Raw genomic sequence first — 18,986 nt, forward strand, 5'->3', positions numbered from 1 at the left:
GTAGGCCGGGCAAACGCAGTGCCGCCCGGCGTGAAGCATCAGCGGAAGTTAATGTTCTTATCGCTGGTCATGTCATACAGCTGGAACTTACGTCCAAGCTGCTGACCCCCGTCACGCGTCAGCGGCGTCCAGCCCACTGCCGCACGGCTGCGGGTTGGGCCTGACGAGAACAGATCCAGCGGAATCGACACGTAGACCCCTTTGGTGAAGTCCCCTTCCCCGTACTCGTCCGGCGAAACGTTGGTGATGGTGGCGTAGCCGCCCACCACGACGCCGCTGTCGAAGTGTTTGGAGATATCCAGCGTGCCGCCCTTATCGCCCGCCAGGTACTGGCCGACGCTGGCTTTCACCAGCACGTCAGGCGCGAACGACGGCGTCCAGTAGGCGGTCAGGTGACCGGTTTTGACGCTGTAGTCGGTGAACTTCATCATGTCCTGCGCGCTGCGCCAGTCACGCTGCTTGACGTAGTTGGCATCAACCCCGAACGCCCAGTTGCTATCGACAGGACGATAAAGCACTTCCGCTCCCGCGCCGCCGTACATGGTTTCCAGATACCCGCCGTACACCTGGCCGTAGAAGCCGTTGCCGAAGTACTGGAAGTAGTTGGCCTGCAGGTTATTCACGTAAGCATCGTTCTGCACGTATTCACGCACGCGAGTACGCACGCGCGGCAGCTGTGAGTCTTTTGGCGGGTTGGTGTAGTTGAACTTGTCGTAGTTGTTAGCGATGTTGCCGAACAGGCTACCGGTGGTCAGCAGGTGGTCGGTAAGCCACAGATCCGCCGTCGCCATGACGCCCAGCTGATACATGTAGAAGTTTTCCGGCCCGCCGACGGACTGGTTCAGCACCGGATCGATATGGAAATCGAAACGCGACCTGTCGATATACCAGCCCTGCTCGGTGGTCTCCGGCACGATCGGCTCAACGCGCTTTTGCACCAGCTCGGTTTCATGCCCGAGCGGTTCGCCTTCCAGGTGGCGCTTAAGGCTGGCAACGTCCGTTTCCGTCGTCACCTGCGGCAGGTTGAGACGGTTCTCCGTCACGCGGATCGTGCGGATCCCCTCAGGCAGATCGTTCATAACGATCCGGTTGGCGCGTTCGATCCCTTCGCGCGAGTCGCGGTATTTCACCTGCTCGCCGGTGACATAAAGCGTATCGCCCTTGGTCTGAATCTTCGGATCCGCCAGACCGGCATTGTATTTCAGCAGCGTCAGCTGGTTTGCCACCACGGAGTGCTGCAGAATCGCATCCTGCGGCTCCGGCTGGTATGCAGGCCGCGCGTTATCATTGTAGTGCGGCCGCATGTCGTTAAAGTTGGTGCGCAGCGTGAAGCCAAACATCACCGTATTGCCGCGCTCGTAGCTGAGGTTAACGTCGGCCCAATCGGTGACGCGGTAAATGGCGCCGACGTTAAACTTGCTCTTCTGCTCAATCTTCCCGGCGAAGTCCTGCGAGTAGTCATTACCTTCATACTCCAGCTTCAGGCGTAATGGCTGCCAGGGCGTTTGATACTCTACACCGCCAAACAGCGACGCCGGACCGTGGAACATCTGGTCCCCGTTGATGGAGCCCGCTTTCTTATAGCTGTTATCGCGGTAGCAGTATTTATCGCTGTAGGAGCAAAACGGGTTTTTCACGTTACCGCTGGTGCCCAGATAGCCCCATCCCAGGCCGAGCGAGAAGTCGAACGGCCCCCAGGCCTTGCTGGCCACGATGTATTCCGCGTCAAACAGACCGGTACCGCCGATATCTTTGGCGCCCACGGAGACCTGCGGCATCCAGTAGCTCTCTTCCCACAGGCGCAGCTTGACGTCGAAGGCTTTATCTTTGTAGGTCTGATCGCCGGAGAACGCCTCGACGCTGCTGTATTGTTTCGTCCGCACGTCGGTATAGCGCAGCGTGGTTTCAAGCCACGGAAACAGCTGCACCGACGCCGAGTAGTAGCGATACTGGTCGTTATCACGGTAGTTAAGGCTAATTTCCCCTTCGCGCGCCATACGCGCGGTGGGGGTTTGCAGTAAACCGACGCCGCCGAAGTCTGACTGAGACGGGCCAATGGGTGCCGGATACGTTTCTGCATGGCAGGCGGCACTCACGCAGAGCGCCAGCATGCTGTAGAGATAGGTTTTTTTCATTATTCCGGTATCCGCTGAATCAGGGAGTGAAGGATATCGGCGTTAAGCCCGTCATACGCCTTCGTCCAGAAATGGTCGGCAAAACCGACAAAAATAATGCTGCCCGGCATGGGTTCGATATGACGTTTATTCCAGTAAGCGACGGGGGCTTTTTGCGTGTGGCCGTCAGGGTAAACCACCCAGGCGTAGCTGTTATCCGCGCCGCTCAGCAGGCTCTGCTCGTCGAGGTAGCTCGCCACGTCACGGCCGGGCGTAAAGGGCTTGTTACCCGGGCTGCTAATAAGCCCCATCACGGTCACCGTCGTCGGCTTCACCGGTAGCCAGAGCGTATACTCCCCTTCCAGCGTCGGGTTGCCGTTTTCCGTGACGCGCACTTCATCGGGATCAAGGTTCACGTTCTGACGGCCAGTTATCTTCAGCGCCTGCAGCTGCTGACGGACGCTGTTAATGGCCGCCGCGTCGTCGCCGTCTTCCTGCTCCGCTAATCCCGTTAGCCTGGCAAGAAGCGCCTTGTGCTGCTGTTCCGCTTCCACGGTCTTCTGCCGTTCAGCGATCACTGCCCCCGGCCACCAGCTGTTGGCGAGCCTTGGCTGTCCGACGAGATCGAGCAGATGCTCGGCGTGGGTTAAGGTTTTGGGTTTTTCACTGTCCGGCGTGTAGACCTTCACAGTCCCTGCGGACCATGCCAGCGGCGCGGCAAAGCTGGCGATAAGCGCAACGTGAATGAGCGTTTTCATGATTTCGCCGCCTTGATCAGGGTGGTTTTCACCGGGAAGAAGCCGGCACCAAGATACTGCAGGGACTGGCGGATCTGCCCTTCCTCGTCGATCCAGAAGCGGTTGTGCCAGGTGGCCTGGTCGGTGGTGACCTCTTCATCCAGCACGCGAACATGGGTTTCGTCGCTGCCGACTTTCACGCTGTCCGTGCCGTCCCAGCGGAAGGTCGAGCGTGCCGTGGCGTAACGCACCTGCTTGTGTTCGGTCCAGCCCATCGTGCGCGTCCAGCCTGCGCCGTCGACGATCTGGTTCGGCGCGATCAGCGGATCGGCAGCGATATTATTCACTTCCAGCAGGTTGTCGCCGCCCAACAGGGTTTTCACGATACGGCCATGCTGCGTCACGATGGTGGCCTGATCCTGCGTCACCCATTTCTGCTGCCCGTTTTCATCGAAAGCGAGCACCACAAACAGCTGCGGGCCATCGTTAAGCTGCATGTACTGACTGGCATAGGGCATGTTTTGAAGTTCGTCATCGGTCAGATGTACGCCCGGTGTACCAAACATGCTTTCCCACAGTGAGTTTCCCAGCCCTTTAGTAGTGGCCGAGCACGCCTGCAGCAGCAGGCAAATCAGAATGATTGCAGGTCGCTTCACGACTCTTCTCCGAAGGGGCGAAATAACCACACCGAAGTGTGGTTATGATTAAAACACCCGCTATTACTGGGTGCTGGTTGTCGTGGTGGTCGTGGTTCCGGTATTGGAGCCATCACCGCCACCGGTTGCCGCCAGCGCGACACCCACGGCTGAACTTACGGTGCTGGCGCTGGCTGCGGTAGAACTTCCCGCAGACGCAGACGTCGCAGCCGAACCTGCCGCTTCCCCGACCTGAACCGGAGCTGCATAAACAGATGTCGCCGCAAGCGCAGATATGGCAAAAATGCCATACAGTACTTTCTTCATAACAATTTCCCTTCAATGAATGAATGGAGATTTGCCCGAAAAGAATTTCAGGCGGAATCGAGTATACACAACTACTGCCGTGGGTTTGCCGTAAGGGGAAATAGGGAGAGAGTTTTCAGACTAATGGATAAAATCGAAATGAAAGACAAATTAGATAAATAGATAACCGATAATAATCAATAAGTTATAATATTAATATATTAACTGGCTTCTACGTATTTTCTTAAAATAAACCGCAACAATTAACGGGTTAAGCGTCTTTTTCGGATTAAACTCAGATTCAGAATTTGAGTTAACTAATAGACATCAGGAATTATCCGATAAAAAAATGCCGGCATTAAGCCGGCACGTTTTCATGACGTTTTAATTACGCACGCCAGGCTTTATAACGGTTGATCAAACCATTTGTTGAGCTGTCATGGCTGGTAATCGCTTTATCATCACCCAGCTCTGGCAGAATACGGTTTGCCAGCTGTTTGCCCAGCTCAACGCCCCACTGGTCAAAGGTGAAGATGTTCAGGATCGCGCCCTGCGTGAAGATTTTGTGCTCGTACAGGGCAATCAGCGCGCCCAGGCTGAACGGCGTGATTTCGCGCAGCAGGATGGAGTTGGTAGGACGGTTGCCTTCGAACACTTTGAACGGGACAACGTGGTCCAGCGTGGCCGGGTCTTTACCCTGGTCACGGTATTCCTGCTCAACCACCTCGCGGGATTTACCAAACGCCAGCGCTTCGGTCTGAGCGAAGAAGTTAGACAGCAGTTTTGGATGGTGATCGGACAGCGGGTTATGGGTGATAGCCGGAGCGATGAAATCGCACGGTACCATTTTGGTGCCCTGGTGAATCAGCTGGTAGAAGGCATGCTGACCGTTGGTGCCCGGCTCGCCCCAGATGATTGGGCCAGTCTGGTAATCCACCGCGTTGCCGTTACGGTCAACGTATTTACCGTTGGATTCCATGTTCCCCTGCTGGAAGTACGCCGCAAAGCGGTGCATGTACTGGTCATACGGCAGGATCGCTTCGGTTTCAGCGCCGAAGAAGTTATTGTACCAGATCCCGATCAGCGCCAGCAGTACCGGAAGGTTTTTCTCAGGTGCGGTAGTGGAGAAGTGTTTGTCCATCGCGTGCGCACCGGAGAGCAGCTCAACGAAGTTGTCGAAGCCCACGGACAGGATGATGGACAGGCCAATCGCGGACCACAAGGAGTAGCGGCCGCCGACCCAGTCCCAGAACTCGAACATGTTCGCGGTATCAATGCCGAACTCGCTGACCGCTTTACCGTTGGTAGACAGCGCCGCGAAGTGTTTCGCCACGTGCTTGTTGTCGCCCGCGGTTTTCAGGAACCAGTCGCGCGCGCTGTGGGCGTTGGTCATGGTTTCCTGAGTGGTGAAGGTTTTGGACGCAACCAGGAACAGGGTAGTTTCCGGGTTCACGTTCTTCAGCACTTCGGCGATGTGGGTACCATCGACGTTAGACACAAAGTGCATATTGAGGTGGTTTTTGTACGGGCGCAGCGCTTCGGTCACCATGAACGGACCGAGGTCAGAACCGCCGATACCGATGTTCACCACGTCGGTGATCGCTTTGCCGGTGTAGCCTTTCCAGCTACCGGAGATGATCGCTTCGGAGAAGGCTTTCATCTTTTCCAGCACCGCGTTCACTTCCGGCATGACGTCTTTGCCGTCAACGATGATTGGCGTATTGCTACGGTTACGCAGGGCCACGTGCAGCACGGCACGGTCTTCGGTACGGTTGATCTTCTCGCCGGAGAACATGGATTTGATGGCGTCGGCAAGCTGAGTCTCTTTCGCCAGATCCTGCAGTTTTGCCAGCGTCTCTTCGGTAATGCGGTTTTTGGAGAAATCCACCAGCATCAGGTCGTCGAAGGTCGCGGAGAACTTAGAGAAACGATCGCCATCTTTCGCGAACAAATCCGCGATGGTGACATCTTTCATTTCATCAAAATGTTTATGGAGTGCCTGCCAGGCAGCGGTCTGCGTTGGGTTGATGTTTTTCATTAGCAATACTCTTCTGATTTGAGAATTGTGACTGCGGTCGATTGTAGCGCCTGCAAATAAAAATTGTGATGGTTTTTATGCCATTGCCCTGGCCTGCATCAAACACAGGTGAAAAGACCCGAAAAGTATAGCTGCTGAAGAGCCCTCCCGGGGCGGCGAAATGTCGGTCAAAAAAGCCTAAAACGGAGCATAAAATATGGCGCTGTTATAAGTCCTGTTTCTCAGGGGTACCCCCCCATAAAAAATCCGCATAATCCCAGCATTGACAGGACCTCCCCCGCATTTTATTTATAGGGCCGTATTTTGCGCCTGCACCTGTTTTCGTTTCACTCTTGTGCCAAGGTCGCTTATTCATTCCCTGACACGAGGTTGTTATGACGAGTTTTGTGGTCGCCAAATTTGGCGGCACCAGTGTGGCCGATTACGATGCCATGAACCGCAGCGCCGATGTGGTGCTGGCCGATCCGAATACCCGTCTGGTGGTGCTGTCTGCCTCCGCCGGCGTGACGAACCTGCTGGTTTCTCTGTCTGAAGGACTGGAAGCGACAGAACGTTTCGTGAAGCTGGATGCACTGCGCAAAATTCAGTTCGACATTCTTGAGCGTCTGCAGAACCCGAACGTCATCCGCGAGGAAGTGGAACGTCTGCTGGAAAATATCACCACTCTGGCAGAAGCGGCGTCTCTGGCTACCTCCACCGCCCTGACCGACGAACTGGTCAGCCACGGCGAGCTGATGTCCACTCTGCTGTTTGTTGAAATCATGCGCGAGCGTAACATTCAGGCGCAGTGGTTTGACGTGCGTAAAGTGATGCGCACCAGCGACCGCTTTGGCCGCGCCGAGCCGGACGTTGAGGTGCTGGCGGAGCTGACCAATCAGCAGCTGGCCCCGCGTCTGGCAGACGGTATTGTGATCACCCAGGGCTTTATCGGCAGTGAAGCCAAAGGCCGCACCACCACGCTTGGCCGTGGCGGCAGCGACTACACCGCCGCGCTGCTGGGCGAAGCCCTGCATGCCACGCGCGTGGATATCTGGACTGACGTTCCGGGCATTTACACCACCGACCCGCGCGTCGTTTCTGCGGCTAAACGTATTGATGTGATCGCCTTTGAAGAAGCGGCGGAAATGGCCACCTTCGGCGCGAAAGTGCTGCACCCGGCCACGCTGCTGCCTGCCGTACGCAGCGATATTCCGGTCTTCGTCGGCTCCAGTAAAGATCCGAAAGCCGGCGGGACGCTGGTCTGCAAGAAAACGGAAAACCCACCGCTGTTCCGCGCCCTGGCCCTGCGCCGTCGCCAGACGCTGGTGACGCTCCACAGCCACAATATGCTGCACTCCCGCGGTTTCCTGGCGGAAGTGTTTGGCATTCTGGCGCGCCACAATATCTCGGTGGATCTGATCACCACCTCTGAAGTGAGCATTGCGCTGACGCTGGACACCACCGGCTCGACCTCCACCGGCGACACGCTGCTGACGCAGTCTCTGCTGATTGAGCTGTCTGAGCTGTGCCGCGTGGAAGTAGAAGAAGATCTGGCGCTGGTAGCCATCATCGGCAACAAGCTGTCGCGCGCCTGCGGCGTGGGCAAAGAGGTGTTTGGCGTGCTCGACCCGTTCAGCATCCGCATGATCTGCTACGGTGCGTCCAGCTATAACCTCTGCTTCCTGGTGCCAGCCGATCAGGCCGAGCAGGTCGTGCAGAAACTTCATCAGAATTTGTTTGAATAAAATTCGTTAGCACGATAAACAATACCTATAAGCCGGGCACAGACCCGGCTTTTTTATAACTAAACAACACGACAATACTGCAAGGAATCCACTATGTTATCCGCCATCACGCGGCTGTTTCCGTTATGGGCGCTGCTGCTCTCCGTACTCGCGTATTACACGCCTACCACGTTCACCGGTATTGGTCCGTGGGTCACCACGCTGCTGATGCTGATCATGTTCGGTATGGGCGTGCATCTGAAAATCGACGACTTCAAACGCGTGCTGTCTCGCCCTGCGCCCGTCGCGGCAGGAATATTTCTGCACTACCTGGTGATGCCGCTCGCGGCGTGGCTGCTGGCGATGGCCTTTAAGATGCCGCCCGACCTCTCCGCCGGGATGGTGCTGGTGGGCAGCGTGGCCAGCGGCACGGCGTCCAACGTCATGATCTACCTGGCGAAAGGGGATGTGGCGCTCTCCGTCACCATTTCCTCCGTTTCCACGCTGGTAGGCGTGATTGCCACGCCGCTGTTAACCCGCCTGTACGTGGACGCGCATATTCAGGTGGACGTGATGGGCATGCTGCTCAGCATTCTGCAGATTGTGGTGATCCCGATTGCGCTGGGGCTGGTCATTCACCATCTTTTCCCGCGCGTAGTGAAGGCCGTTGAGCCATACCTGCCCGCATTTTCGATGGTCTGTATTCTGGCCATCATCAGCGCCGTGGTGGCGGGCTCCGCCTCGCACATTGCCTCCGTAGGCTTTGTGGTGATCGTCGCGGTGGTGCTGCATAACACCATCGGCCTGCTGGGCGGCTACTGGGGCGGGAAGCTGTTTGGTTTTGACGAATCTACCTGCCGCACGCTGGCAATCGAGGTCGGCATGCAGAACTCCGGTCTGGCGGCAGCGCTCGGTAAAATTTACTTCTCCCCGCTGGCAGCCCTGCCTGGCGCGCTGTTCTCCGTCTGGCATAACCTCTCCGGCTCGCTGCTGGCAGGCTACTGGTCTGGCAAACCGATTGATGAACAAACGAAAAAAGATGCGGTGAAGCAGGGTTAATTTACGCTGCTTGCTTTACACTGAAGCCTCCCCATCAGGAGGCTTCAGCAATGGCTACACCACGTTTGACCCAGAAAGACATGACGGAAGCCGAGCAGCGCGAACTGAAAACGCTTCTCGACCGCGCCCGTATCGCGCATGGCCGCACGCTGACCAACGCCGAAACCAATCAGGTGAAAAAAGAGTACATCGATAAGCTGATGGCGCAGCGTGACGCTGCGGCGAAGAAAGCCCGCAAGCTGAAAAAAGAGCAGGCTTATAAACCCGATGCAGAGGCGACCTTTTCCTGGTCGGCCACAACGTCTACTCGTGGAAGGCGCTAATCAGCGCCCTTTCTTTTTGCGCCCCGGCTGGGTAAAGCGTTTTCCGTTGCCCGGCTTGCCTCGCCCTTTCTCTTCTGCCTGCGGCGCCTTCACCACCGGGCGCTTAATCGCCTGGGTTTTCGGTTTTGCTTTAGCCTTCGGCTTCGCTTCGGACGAGGAGTTCTCGATCAGCTTGAACAGCTCAATCAGCTCGTCATCCGTTAAATCGCGCCACTCGCCCAGCGGGATACCGGACAGGCTGACATTCATGATGCGCGTGCGTTCCAGCTTCGTCACTTCATAACCGAAGTGCTCGCACATGCGGCGGATCTGGCGATTCAGGCCCTGCACCAGCGTAATGCGGAACGCGAACGGTGCTTCTTTCTTGACCTTACACTTTTTCGTGACGGTACCGAGAATTGGCACACCGGCTCCCATGCCGCGAATGAAGTCGTCCGTAACCGGCTTATTCACCGTCACAATGTACTCTTTCTCGTGATCGTTACCGGCACGCAGAATTTTGTTGACCAGATCGCCGTGGTTGGTGAGGAAAATCAGCCCCTGAGAGTCTTTATCCAGACGGCCAATCGGGAAGATACGGCTGCTATGGTTCACGAAATCAACGATGTTGTCCCGCTCACCGTCTTCCGTGGTGCTGACAATCCCAACCGGTTTGTTCAACGCGATAAACACCAGGTCTTCAGCATCACGCGGTTCGATGACCTGACCATTCACTTTAACCACATCGCCAGGCACCACCTGATCGCCGATGGTGGCGCGTTTGCCGTTAAGAAACACGTTACCTTGTTCAATGTAACGGTCAGCCTCGCGACGTGAGCAGATCCCGCTCTCGCTAATGTATTTGTTTAATCGGGTTGATTGAGTTGGCAGCATAGTTTCTCCTGTGAAGGGCGAAATATACCTTAGGTATGGACTGGAAAAAAAGATTAGCCGACGGTAACTGAGACGGGTTTTTAAGTTTGCGAGACGCTTTCAGGATTTTGCGTCCTGTCATTTACCCATGTGTTCAAGCCTTTTAGTTTTACTCTCCATGGAGAAGTGTTTGTAGTTTATAAATCACAGGGAGTAATATGAAGGAGATTGTTCAGACAGAATCCTTCCGACGCTGGGAGCAAAACTTAAAAGATCGACGAGCGAAGACCATTATCGCTTCCCGCCTCTTTCGGTTGGCAAATGGCTTAGCGGGCGACGTTAAACCCGTGGGAGAAGGTATAAGTGAGTTAAGGATTCACTTTGGTCCGGGCTACAGAATCTATTTTAAAGACCAAGGCAATTGCATCATCGTGCTGTTATGTGGTGGTGACAAAAGCAGCCAGGCCAGAGACATACTGATGGCAAAAATGCTGAGCAATGTATCCCAATGGCAGGAGTGAATGAGCATGCATAAATTAACACCTTACGATCCCGCCAACGCGTTGGTGGATGACGAGGAAATCGCCGTGTTTATCGCTGATGCACTAGAAACAGGCGACTCGACATATATCGCTAAAGCCCTTGGTGTTGTCGCGCGAGCCAAAGGCATGTCGAACATTTCACAGCAAACCGGTTTATCACGTGAGCAGCTTTATCGGTCATTCAGTGATAAAGGAAACCCAACGCTCAAAACCACGCTCGCGGTCATGAAAGCATTGGGTTTTGGGCTAACACTCAAACACGCCGGGGATTAATACTCATCCCGCTGGTCATCTTCATCCGGCTGTTCCATCACGCTGTAGGCCACCGCGCAGAACAACGAGTTGAGGCGCTTCATATCCCCCAGCAGCCCCAGATGCAGCGAACTGGTTTCGATACTCTGCACGTTCTGCTGGTGCAGACGCTCAACGTGGGCGTGCGAATAGCGGCGGTTCAGAATACGGAAACGATGCTTGTTGCGGCGCAGGCGGCGCGCGCTCGGCACGTCGCTGGAGAAGAACACCGACATCGCCAGCTTGAGGTTGCTGACCAGCTGTTCGTGCAGCGCTTCCAGCTCCTTCAGGCCCTCACCTGAAAACGCACGACGCGCGGCAAGGGATTTGTCGGCGATCTCGCTGCCCATACGTTCAACGATATCCGAGGCCTGCTCGAGGTTAAGCGACATCTCGATAATTTCCGCCCAGCGGCGGGACTCCTCTTCTGCCAGCTCGTCCTGCGGCATGCGCGCCAGGTAGAGCTTGATGGCGGTATAAAGCACGTTGATATCGTCCGCCAGTCTGCGCAGCTCTTTCTCTTCACGCGGCTCGCCGTGCATCACCTTTTGCAGGCCTTCGAGCATGGTTTCCATCGCATCACCCATGCGCAGCGTCTCGCGCGCGGCATTTGCCAGCGCCAGCGCCGGGGTATCCAGCGCGGACGTATCCAGGTGCTTCGGTTTCAGGCGCGCGTCCAGCTCCGGTTCGTCCTGAATGAGGCGTTCGCAGAAGCGGGCCATCGGCCCGGCAAAAGGTACCATCGCCAGGCAGCGCACCAGGTTGTAGAACACGTGGAAGTAGATCACCAGCTCCGCCTTCGGCAGCGAGAGGTTGTCCATCAGGTTCGCCAGCGGGTGGATAAAGGGCAGAATAATCAGGCTGCCCACCAGCTTAAACAGCAGGCTGCCGAGCGCCACGCGGCGGGCGGCGGCATTGGCCGCGCTGTTGTTAAGCATCGCCAGCAGGCCCGAGCCGAGGTTAGCCCCGATCACCAGACACAGCGCCACCGGGAAGGAGATCGCCCCTGCGGCGGTAAGTGTGGCCGTCAGCAGGACCGCCGCCAGGCTGGAGTAGCTGACGATGGCAAACACCGCGCCAATGAGCGCGTCCAGCATGATGTCCCCGGTCAGGGAGGCGAAGATGACCTGAACGCCGTTGGCCTCGGTGATCGGCGTGACCGCCTGCACAATCAGCTCCAGCGCCAGCAGGATCAGCCCCAGGCCAATACCCACGCGTCCAAGCTGGCCGGCCCGCGTCTGTTTGCGGCCGAGGAAAAAGATAACGCCGATAAAAATCAGCAGCGGTGACAGCCAGGAGAGATCGAACGTCAGGATACGCGCCATCAGCGCGGTACCTACATCCGCCCCCAGCACAATGACCAGCGCCGGAGCAAGCGCCACCAGGTCCTGCGCCACAAAGGAGGTGACAAGCAGGGTTGTGGCGTTACTGCTCTGAACCAGTGCCGTTACGCCAATGCCCGCGCAGAAGGCGAGCGGCTTCTTCTCAACGCTGCTGCTGAGAACGGTACGTAAGCGCGCGCCAAATACGCGCATTACGCCGGTACGGACGATATGGGTGCCCCATACGAGCAGTGCGACTGCAGAGAGCAGGTGTAACAACGTCAGCACGGAAGTTTTTCCTCCTTATCGTTATGTGTTTTCCTGAGGTTCCCTGCGCATTGTCTTGCCGGATGGCGGCTACGCCTTATCCGGCCTACGCGTAGGCCCGGTAAGCGCAGCGCCACCGGGCACCAGGGAAAGAACCTTATTCCAGTATAAGGGTTTAAGCGTAAGAAAGAGACAAGGCACCATTGAGGCGCCCTGTTTGTTGTAAGGAAAAGTGATTTTAGTCGGCGTCGTAGCCGAGATTCGGGGCCAGCCAGCGCTCCACTTCTGACACGCTCATGCCTTTGCGCAGGGCGTAATCTTCAATCTGATCGCGCTGCAGCTGCGCCACGGCAAAGTACTTGCTGTCCGGATGGCTGAAGTACCAGCCTGAAACTGAGGCGCCCGGCCACATGGCGAACGACTCGGTGAGCTTCATCCCGGTATGGGCTTCGACGTCCAGCAGTTGCCAGATAGTGCCCTTTTCGGTGTGTTCCGGGCAGGCCGGATAGCCCGGTGCCGGACGAATCCCCTGGTAGTTCTCGCGAATAAGCTCTTCATTGCTGAGGTTTTCATTCGCCGCGTAGCCCCAGTGCACCTTACGCACGCGCTCGTGGAGGTACTCGGCGAAGGCTTCCGCCAGGCGGTCGGCAATCGCTTTCACCATGATTTTATTGTAATCATCGTGCTGCGCTTCGAACGCGTCCGCCAGCGCATCTTCCTCCAGACCGCCGGTCACGGCAAAGGCGCCGATATAATCCGCTTTTCCGGAGAGCTTCGGCGCCACGAAATCGGCCAGACAGTAGTTGGCAAAGCCCACTTTCTCGGTTTGCTGACGCAAATGGCGGCTGACCGCCAGCACGTGGGTGCGGGTTTCATCGCGATAAATTTCGATGTCGTCACCCACCCGGTTGGCCGGGAACAGGCCCACGACGCCGCGCGGGTTAAGGGTTTTCTCCGCGCTCAGCGTGTCGAGCATGTCGTTGGCATCTTTAAACAGGCGCTTCGCCTCCTCGCCAACCACCTCATCTTCCAGGATGCGCGGATATTTGCCCGCAAGCGACCAGGTCATAAAGAACGGCGTCCAGTCGATGTAGTTACGCAGCGTTTCGATGCTGGCGCTAACCTCCTGAACGCCCAGACGGTGCGCGACCGGCGGCGTATAGCTCGACCAGTCAAACGCCAGATCGTTATCCCGCGCTGCCTGGAGTGAAACTGGCGGCGTGCGCGGTTTCTTGCGCCCGTGCTGGATGCGAACGGTTTCGTACTCTTTGCGGGTGCGCTCGACAAAATCGTCGCGCTGGGTGTCGGAAAGCAGCGCGGAGACCACGCCCACCGTGCGCGAGGCGTTCTGCACGTACACCGTCGGGCCGCTGTAGTTCTGCTCGATTTTCACCGCCGTGTGCGCTTTTGAGGTGGTCGCCCCGCCAATCAATAACGGAATGGTGAAGCCCTGTCGTTCCATCTCTTTTGCCACGTTGACCATTTCGTCCAGCGACGGGGTGATCAGCCCGGAGAGGCCAATCAGGTCAGCGTTAACTTCGCGCGCGGTCTTGAGGATTTTGTCCGCCGGGACCATCACGCCAAGGTCGATAATCTCGTAGTTATTACACTGCAGCACTACGCCGACGATGTTTTTGCCGATGTCGTGCACGTCGCCCTTCACGGTGGCGATAACCATCTTGCCGTTGCTGGAGCCTTTCTCTTTGCTGGCTTCGATATAGGGCTCAAGATACGCCACCGCCTGCTTCATCACGCGGGCGGATTTCACCACCTGCGGCAGGAACATCTTGCCTTCGCCGAACAGATCGCCGACCACGTTCATGCCGTCCATCAGCGGGCCTTCAATCACCTCAATCGGGCGGGCTGCCTGCTGGCGTGCCTCTTCGGTATCGAGCTCGATAAATTCGGTAATGCCTTTGACCAGCGAGTATTCCAGACGCTTTTTCACGTCCCAGGAACGCCACTCGGCCTGCTGAACGTTTGCCGCCTCATCCGATTTGCTGCCCCGGTATTTTTCCGCCAGGTCCAGCATACGCTCGGTGGCGTCGTCGCGGCGGTTAAGGATTACGTCTTCCACCGCGTCACGCAGCTCTGCGGGCAGGTCGTCGTAAATCGCCAGCTGGCCGGCGTTAACGATCCCCATGTCCATGCCGTTGCGGATGGCGTAGTAAAGAAACACGGCGTGGATCGCTTCACGCACAGGGTCGTTACCGCGGAACGAGAACGACACGTTCGACACGCCGCCGGAGATGAGCGCATGCGGCAGCTCGCGCTTGATGTCCTCGCACGCCCCGATAAAGTCCTGGGCGTAGTTGTTGTGCTCTTCAATCCCGGTCGCGACGGCGAAAATGTTCGGGTCGAAGATAATGTCTTCCGGCGGGAAGCCCACCTCTTCGGTCAAAATCTTGTACGCGCGGCGGCAAATCTCGATTTTGCGCTCGCGGGTATCCGCCTGGCCCACTTCGTCAAAGGCCATTACCACCACGGCGGCACCGTAGCGGCGGACCATTTTCGCGTGGTGGATAAAGATATCAACGCCCTCTTTCATCGAGATAGAGTTGACGATGCCTTTACCCTGAATGCACTTCAGACCTTTTTCGATGACTTCCCACTTGGAGGAGTCAATCATAATCGGCACGCGGGCGATGTCCGGCTCGCCGGCGATCAGGTTAAGGAAACGCACCATCGCCGCTTCGGCGTCGAGCATCCCCTCATCCATATTGATATCGATAATCTGCGCGCCGCTTTCCACCTGCTGGCGGGCAACGTCCAGCGCTTCGCTGTACTTCTCTTCTTTGATCAGGCGCTTGAACTTTGCAGAACCGGTGACGTTCGTACGCTCACCCACGTTCACAAACAGGCTGTCTTCGCCGATGGTCAAAGGCTCAAGGCCGGAAAGGCGACAGGCAACCGGAAGCTCGGGCAGCCTGCGCGGCGGCAGACCGGCCACGGCGTTGCTCATGGCGGCGATGTGCTCCGGCGTGGTGCCGCAGCAGCCGCCAACGATGTTCAGGAAGCCAGATTCGGCCCACTCGCGGATTTGCGCCGCCATGGTGTCGGCATCGAGATCGTATTCACCGAAGGCGTTCGGCAGACCGGCGTTCGGGTGCGCGGTGACATAGCATTCCGCGATGCGCGATAGTTCCTGCACGTACTGGCGCAGTTCATCTGGACCCAGCGCGCAGTTCAGGCCAAAGGAGAGCGCTTCGGCGTGGCGCAGAGAGTTATAAAATGCTTCGGTTGTCTGGCCGGAAAGAGTGCGCCCGGAGGCGTCGGTGATGGTGCCGGAAATCATGATCGGCAGGTCAACGCCGAGCGCCTCGAACTCCTCTTTCACAGCGTAAATCGCGGCTTTGGCATTGAGGGTGTCGAATACGGTTTCAATCAGGATCAGATCGGAACCGCCTTCCACCAGCGCTTTGGTCGATTCACGGTAGGCCGCGACCAGCTGATCGAAGGTGATATTACGAAACGCCGGGTCGTTGACGTCCGGTGAAATAGACGCGGTGCGGTTCGTCGGGCCAAGCACCCCGGCAACGTAGCGAGGCTTGTCCGGCGTGCGGGCCGTCCACTCGTCGGCGCAGGCGCGCGCCAGCTTCGCGGCTTCAAAGTTGATTTCCGCCGACAGGGATTCCATCTGGTAATCCGCCATGGCGATGGTTGTCGAGTTGAAGGTGTTGGTTTCAACGATATCCGCACCCGCTTCGAAGTAGGCGTTGTGGATATCTTTAATCACGGACGGCTTGCTGAGCACCAGCAGGTCGTTGTTCCCTTTCAGGTCGCATGGCCAGTCGGCAAAGCGCTCGCCGCGGAAATCGTCTTCACTCAGGCGATAGCCCTGGATCATGGTGCCCATGCCGCCGTCCAGCACCAGAATTCGTTCATTTAACTGCGCACGCAGTTGCTCTACTTTGCTGCTCACACTTGCTCCCGACAACGCTCAACAAGGCCAAAAGGCTGCGTTCCATACTGGCACAATCTCGCAGGGTGGAAAAGTCGCTCAGCGGTAACATGAGACATGTTCACCATCACTCCTCCGATCAGTCAGGATAACGGTTGCAAATTCACCAAATAAAACGAAAATGATTTCCACGATACAGAAAAAGGAGATCGTCATGGTCGCGACCGTTCCCGCTAAACGCGGCAGAAAACCTGCTGCTACCACCGCCGTACAACAGGGCGGACAGGTTCAATCGCTCACGCGCGGTTTGAAGCTGCTGGAGTGGATAGCCGAGTCGCACAGCAGCGTGGCCCTGACGGAGCTGGCCCAGCAGGCTGGCCTGCCGAACTCTACGACGCACCGCCTGTTGACCACCATGCAGCAGCTGGGCTTTGTCCGCCAGGTCGGCGAGCTGGGGCATTGGGCGGTGGGCGCGCATGCGTTTATCGTTGGCAGCAGCTTCCTGCAGAGCCGCAACCTGCTGGCGATTGTGCACCCGATTCTGCGCAAGCTGATGGAGGAGTCCGGCGAGACGGTGAACCTGGCGGTGCTGGACCAGAGCGACCACCAGGCGATTATCATCGACCAGGTGCAGTGCACGCAGCTGATGCGCATGTCCGCGCCGATTGGCGGCAAGCTGCCGATGCATGCTTCCGGGGCGGGGAAAGCGTTTCTCTCGCAGCTAAGCGAAGAGCAGGTGACGGGACTGCTGCACCGTAAAGGTCTGCACGCCTATACCCACGCCACGCTGGTGTCGCCCGTGCATCTGAAAGAAGATCTGGCCCTGACCCGCAAGCGCGGCTATTCGTTTGATGATGAAGAACATGCCCTGGGCCTGCGCTGCCTCGCGGCCTGTATTTTTGACGAGCACCGCGAGCCGTTTGCCGCCATCTCCATCTCCGGCCCGATTTCGCGGATGACCGACGACCGCGTGACCGAACTGGGTGCGCTGGTGATTAAGGCGGCGAAAGAGGTGACCCTGGCGTATGGCGGGATTCGTTGAGATTGAGTGCGGCCTGATGCCCGCACCCCGGCCCTCTCCCACGGGGAGAGGGAGAAAATAGGATGCCCTTACCCTGCGAGAGAGGGAGAAAACCGAATGCAAAACCGCTGCTTGCGCCGATAAGCGTACACATCTTCGACATGCCCGTTTTTGATCCGCGTTTGCAGTCCGCGCCAGTAGCTGGCACGGAACAGATCCTCATGCATCTCTTCAAATAGCGGCCCGATGCGCGGGTCGGCACAAAGCCAGTGGCGAAACTCCTCCGGAAACACATCGCCCGGCGAGACGCTGTACCACGGCTCACCGGAAAGCTCATCTTCCGGGTAGCGGGGCTGTGGTATATCGCGGAAGTTCACCTCGGTCATGTAGCAAATTTCGTCGTAATCATAGAACACCACCCGCCCGTGACGGGTGACGCCGAAGTTTTTAAACAGCATATCGCCCGGGAAGATATTGGCGGCGGCAAGCTGGCGAATCGCGTTGCCGTACTCTTCAATCGCATCTCTTAAAGCCTGACCTTCGGACTGCTCCAGCCAGATATTCAGCGGCACCATGCGTCGTTCAATGTAGAGATGGCTAATGACGATTTTATCGCCAAGATCGGTGATTTTGGCGGGCGCTTCCTGCACTAGAAGCGCCATGAGAGCCGGGTCGATCTGCTGTTTATCCAGCACAAAGTTTTCGAATTCCTGGGTATCCGCCATGCGCCCGACGCGGTCGTGCTCCTTAACCAGCTGGTAGCAGGCGCGGACGTGCGCGGCGGTCATCTCTTTCTGCGGCGCGAATCTGTCCTTAATCACCTTAAAGACCCGATCGAAGCCCGGCAGCGTGAACACCAGCATAACCATGCCGCGGATGCCTGGCGCTTCGATAAACTGCTCGTCGGCGGTAGTGACATAACGCAGGTATTCCCGGTAGCTTTCCGTTTTAGCGTGCTTCTGGCAGCCAATGGCCATATACAGCTCGGCGGTGGTTTTACCCGGCAGGATCTCGCGCAGCCACTCCACCAGCGCGGCAGGTAACGGTGCATAGACCATAAAATAGGAGCGGGCGAAACCAAACACGATGCTGGCCTCGGCGCCGGTTGTCAGGCAGGTATCGACAAACAGTTCCCCGCCGTCGGTGCGGTGAATGGGCAGCAGAAACGGCACAATGGCCGTCGGGGTAACCAGTTTCCCCACCAGCCAGGCGGCTTTGTTGCGGTAGAAAAGCTCGTTGGCCACCTGCAAATGGCTGTGGCTGAGCATCTCCGCGCCGAAGGTTTCGTTGAGATGGGCGTGGATATACCCGATATCCCGGGTTTTATTCTCCCAGGGCAGGCGCAGCGGCAGATCCGTTAAGACGCGGTGCAGAAGCTTTTCCCATCCCCGCTCGGGAAAGAAATCTTTCGCCAGCGGACGGGGAATGGTACGAAAGCGCCGTTCCGGCTGGGAGCTGAAGATAAATAACCGCTCAGGAGATAATGAGCGGTGGTCAAATAACCGGCAATAGACGGAGTTGAAAAAGCTCTCCGCAATCTCGAAGCGCGGGTAGTCGGGTAACAAATGGGTGTAATGCTCTTTTACGCGCAGTAAAAATTCCGCGTCCGGACTTTTACCGTCGGTAATACAGCGCAGCTGCTCCACCACCAGACCCACATGGTGGTCGTAGAGATGGATGCGCTGCTTCATGGCCTGCTGAACCGCATGCCAGTCTGCATGTTCGAAGCGCTGCTGCGCGCCGGATGTCACTTCAAGAAAACGACCATACTGGGCATCGAAGCCCTGCAAAATAGTTTGGGCAATCAGTAATTCCAGGCCACGCGACATATATTCCCCTTACCCAACCCTCTCCCCAGAGGGGAGAGGGGGAAAA

General features: G+C 57.2%; 15 protein-coding genes. 6 read left to right on the plus strand and 9 right to left on the minus strand.

What is annotated here, in order from left to right; genetic code table 11:
* Nucleotides 1–38 precede the first annotated feature (38 nt).
* The 5 genes from RVY89_RS18000 to pgi all read right to left on the minus strand — a co-directional run bounded on the left by RVY89_RS18000 (nucleotide 39) and on the right by pgi (nucleotide 5,830).
* Nucleotides 39–2,135, minus strand: a complete 2,097-nt coding sequence (locus tag RVY89_RS18000) for a YjbH domain-containing protein (protein WP_484826062.1) — start codon at nucleotides 2,133–2,135, stop codon at nucleotides 39–41.
* Nucleotides 2,135–2,872 carry a capsule biosynthesis GfcC family protein gene (locus RVY89_RS18005; RefSeq protein WP_484826063.1) on the minus strand — a complete coding sequence of 246 codons (738 nt, stop codon included), beginning with the start codon at nucleotides 2,870–2,872 and terminating at the stop codon, nucleotides 2,135–2,137. The genes RVY89_RS18000 and RVY89_RS18005 overlap by 1 nt, the downstream gene beginning before the upstream one ends.
* Nucleotides 2,869–3,507, minus strand: coding sequence for a YjbF family lipoprotein (locus tag RVY89_RS18010; protein ID WP_484826064.1), 639 nt, complete (start codon nucleotides 3,505–3,507; stop codon nucleotides 2,869–2,871). Before RVY89_RS18010 ends, RVY89_RS18005 begins: the two co-directional genes overlap by 4 nt.
* 63 nt (nucleotides 3,508–3,570) lie before the next feature.
* Nucleotides 3,571–3,813 (minus strand): exopolysaccharide production protein YjbE, encoded by a 243-nt coding sequence (yjbE, locus tag RVY89_RS18015; protein ID WP_008503423.1) that lies wholly within the window; start codon nucleotides 3,811–3,813, stop codon nucleotides 3,571–3,573.
* A 367-nt stretch (nucleotides 3,814–4,180) separates the two neighbouring features.
* A complete protein-coding gene (pgi, locus tag RVY89_RS18020) occupies nucleotides 4,181–5,830 on the minus strand; it encodes a glucose-6-phosphate isomerase (protein WP_484826065.1) in 1,650 nt (549 codons plus the stop codon).
* Nucleotides 5,831–6,204: 374 nt separating this feature from the next.
* Between pgi and lysC the strand changes: the two genes are divergently transcribed.
* The 3 genes from lysC to RVY89_RS18035 all read left to right on the plus strand — a co-directional run bounded on the left by lysC (nucleotide 6,205) and on the right by RVY89_RS18035 (nucleotide 8,915).
* A complete protein-coding gene (lysC, locus tag RVY89_RS18025; protein WP_484826066.1) occupies nucleotides 6,205–7,554 on the plus strand; it encodes a lysine-sensitive aspartokinase 3 in 1,350 nt (449 codons plus the stop codon).
* Between the two features lie 93 nt (nucleotides 7,555–7,647).
* On the plus strand, nucleotides 7,648–8,592 hold the full coding sequence (gene panS, locus RVY89_RS18030; protein ID WP_116343974.1) for a ketopantoate/pantoate/pantothenate transporter PanS: 945 nt from the start codon (nucleotides 7,648–7,650) through the stop codon (nucleotides 8,590–8,592).
* A gap of 50 nt (nucleotides 8,593–8,642) precedes the next feature.
* Nucleotides 8,643–8,915: a YjbD family protein gene (locus tag RVY89_RS18035; RefSeq protein ID WP_023309994.1), complete on the plus strand. Its 273-nt coding sequence runs from the start codon at nucleotides 8,643–8,645 to the stop codon at nucleotides 8,913–8,915.
* On the opposite strand, the gene rluF is transcribed toward RVY89_RS18035, so the two are convergent.
* Nucleotides 8,916–9,788, minus strand: a complete 873-nt coding sequence (rluF, locus tag RVY89_RS18040) for a 23S rRNA pseudouridine(2604) synthase RluF (protein WP_048990571.1) — start codon at nucleotides 9,786–9,788, stop codon at nucleotides 8,916–8,918.
* Nucleotides 9,789–9,985: 197 nt separating this feature from the next.
* Here rluF and RVY89_RS18045 point away from each other — a divergent pair, with 197 nt between their 5' ends.
* Nucleotides 9,986–10,288, plus strand: a complete 303-nt coding sequence (locus RVY89_RS18045) for a type II toxin-antitoxin system RelE/ParE family toxin (protein WP_214598992.1) — start codon at nucleotides 9,986–9,988, stop codon at nucleotides 10,286–10,288.
* A 6-nt stretch (nucleotides 10,289–10,294) separates the two neighbouring features.
* Nucleotides 10,295–10,582 (plus strand): addiction module antidote protein, encoded by a 288-nt coding sequence (locus tag RVY89_RS18050; protein ID WP_021242718.1) that lies wholly within the window; start codon nucleotides 10,295–10,297, stop codon nucleotides 10,580–10,582.
* Here RVY89_RS18050 and RVY89_RS18055 read toward each other — a convergent pair.
* Together RVY89_RS18055 and metH are read right to left on the minus strand one after the other, a co-directional pair.
* Nucleotides 10,579–12,210 (minus strand): Na/Pi cotransporter family protein, encoded by a 1,632-nt coding sequence (locus RVY89_RS18055; protein ID WP_484826067.1) that lies wholly within the window; start codon nucleotides 12,208–12,210, stop codon nucleotides 10,579–10,581. The genes RVY89_RS18050 and RVY89_RS18055 overlap by 4 nt on opposite strands.
* Nucleotides 12,211–12,427: 217 nt before the next feature.
* On the minus strand, nucleotides 12,428–16,111 hold the full coding sequence (gene metH / locus RVY89_RS18060; RefSeq protein ID WP_484826068.1) for a methionine synthase: 3,684 nt from the start codon (nucleotides 16,109–16,111) through the stop codon (nucleotides 12,428–12,430).
* A gap of 193 nt (nucleotides 16,112–16,304) precedes the next feature.
* On the opposite strand from metH, the gene iclR reads away from it, so the two are divergent.
* Nucleotides 16,305–17,132, plus strand: coding sequence for a glyoxylate bypass operon transcriptional repressor IclR (gene iclR, locus RVY89_RS18065; protein ID WP_371899840.1), 828 nt, complete (start codon nucleotides 16,305–16,307; stop codon nucleotides 17,130–17,132).
* A gap of 68 nt (nucleotides 17,133–17,200) precedes the next feature.
* Here iclR and aceK read toward each other — a convergent pair whose 3' ends face one another.
* Nucleotides 17,201–18,940, minus strand: a complete 1,740-nt coding sequence (aceK, locus tag RVY89_RS18070) for a bifunctional isocitrate dehydrogenase kinase/phosphatase (protein WP_484826069.1) — start codon at nucleotides 18,938–18,940, stop codon at nucleotides 17,201–17,203.
* Nucleotides 18,941–18,986: the final 46 nt, after the last annotated feature.

The organism is Enterobacter sp. 3U4, assembly GCF_057224565.1.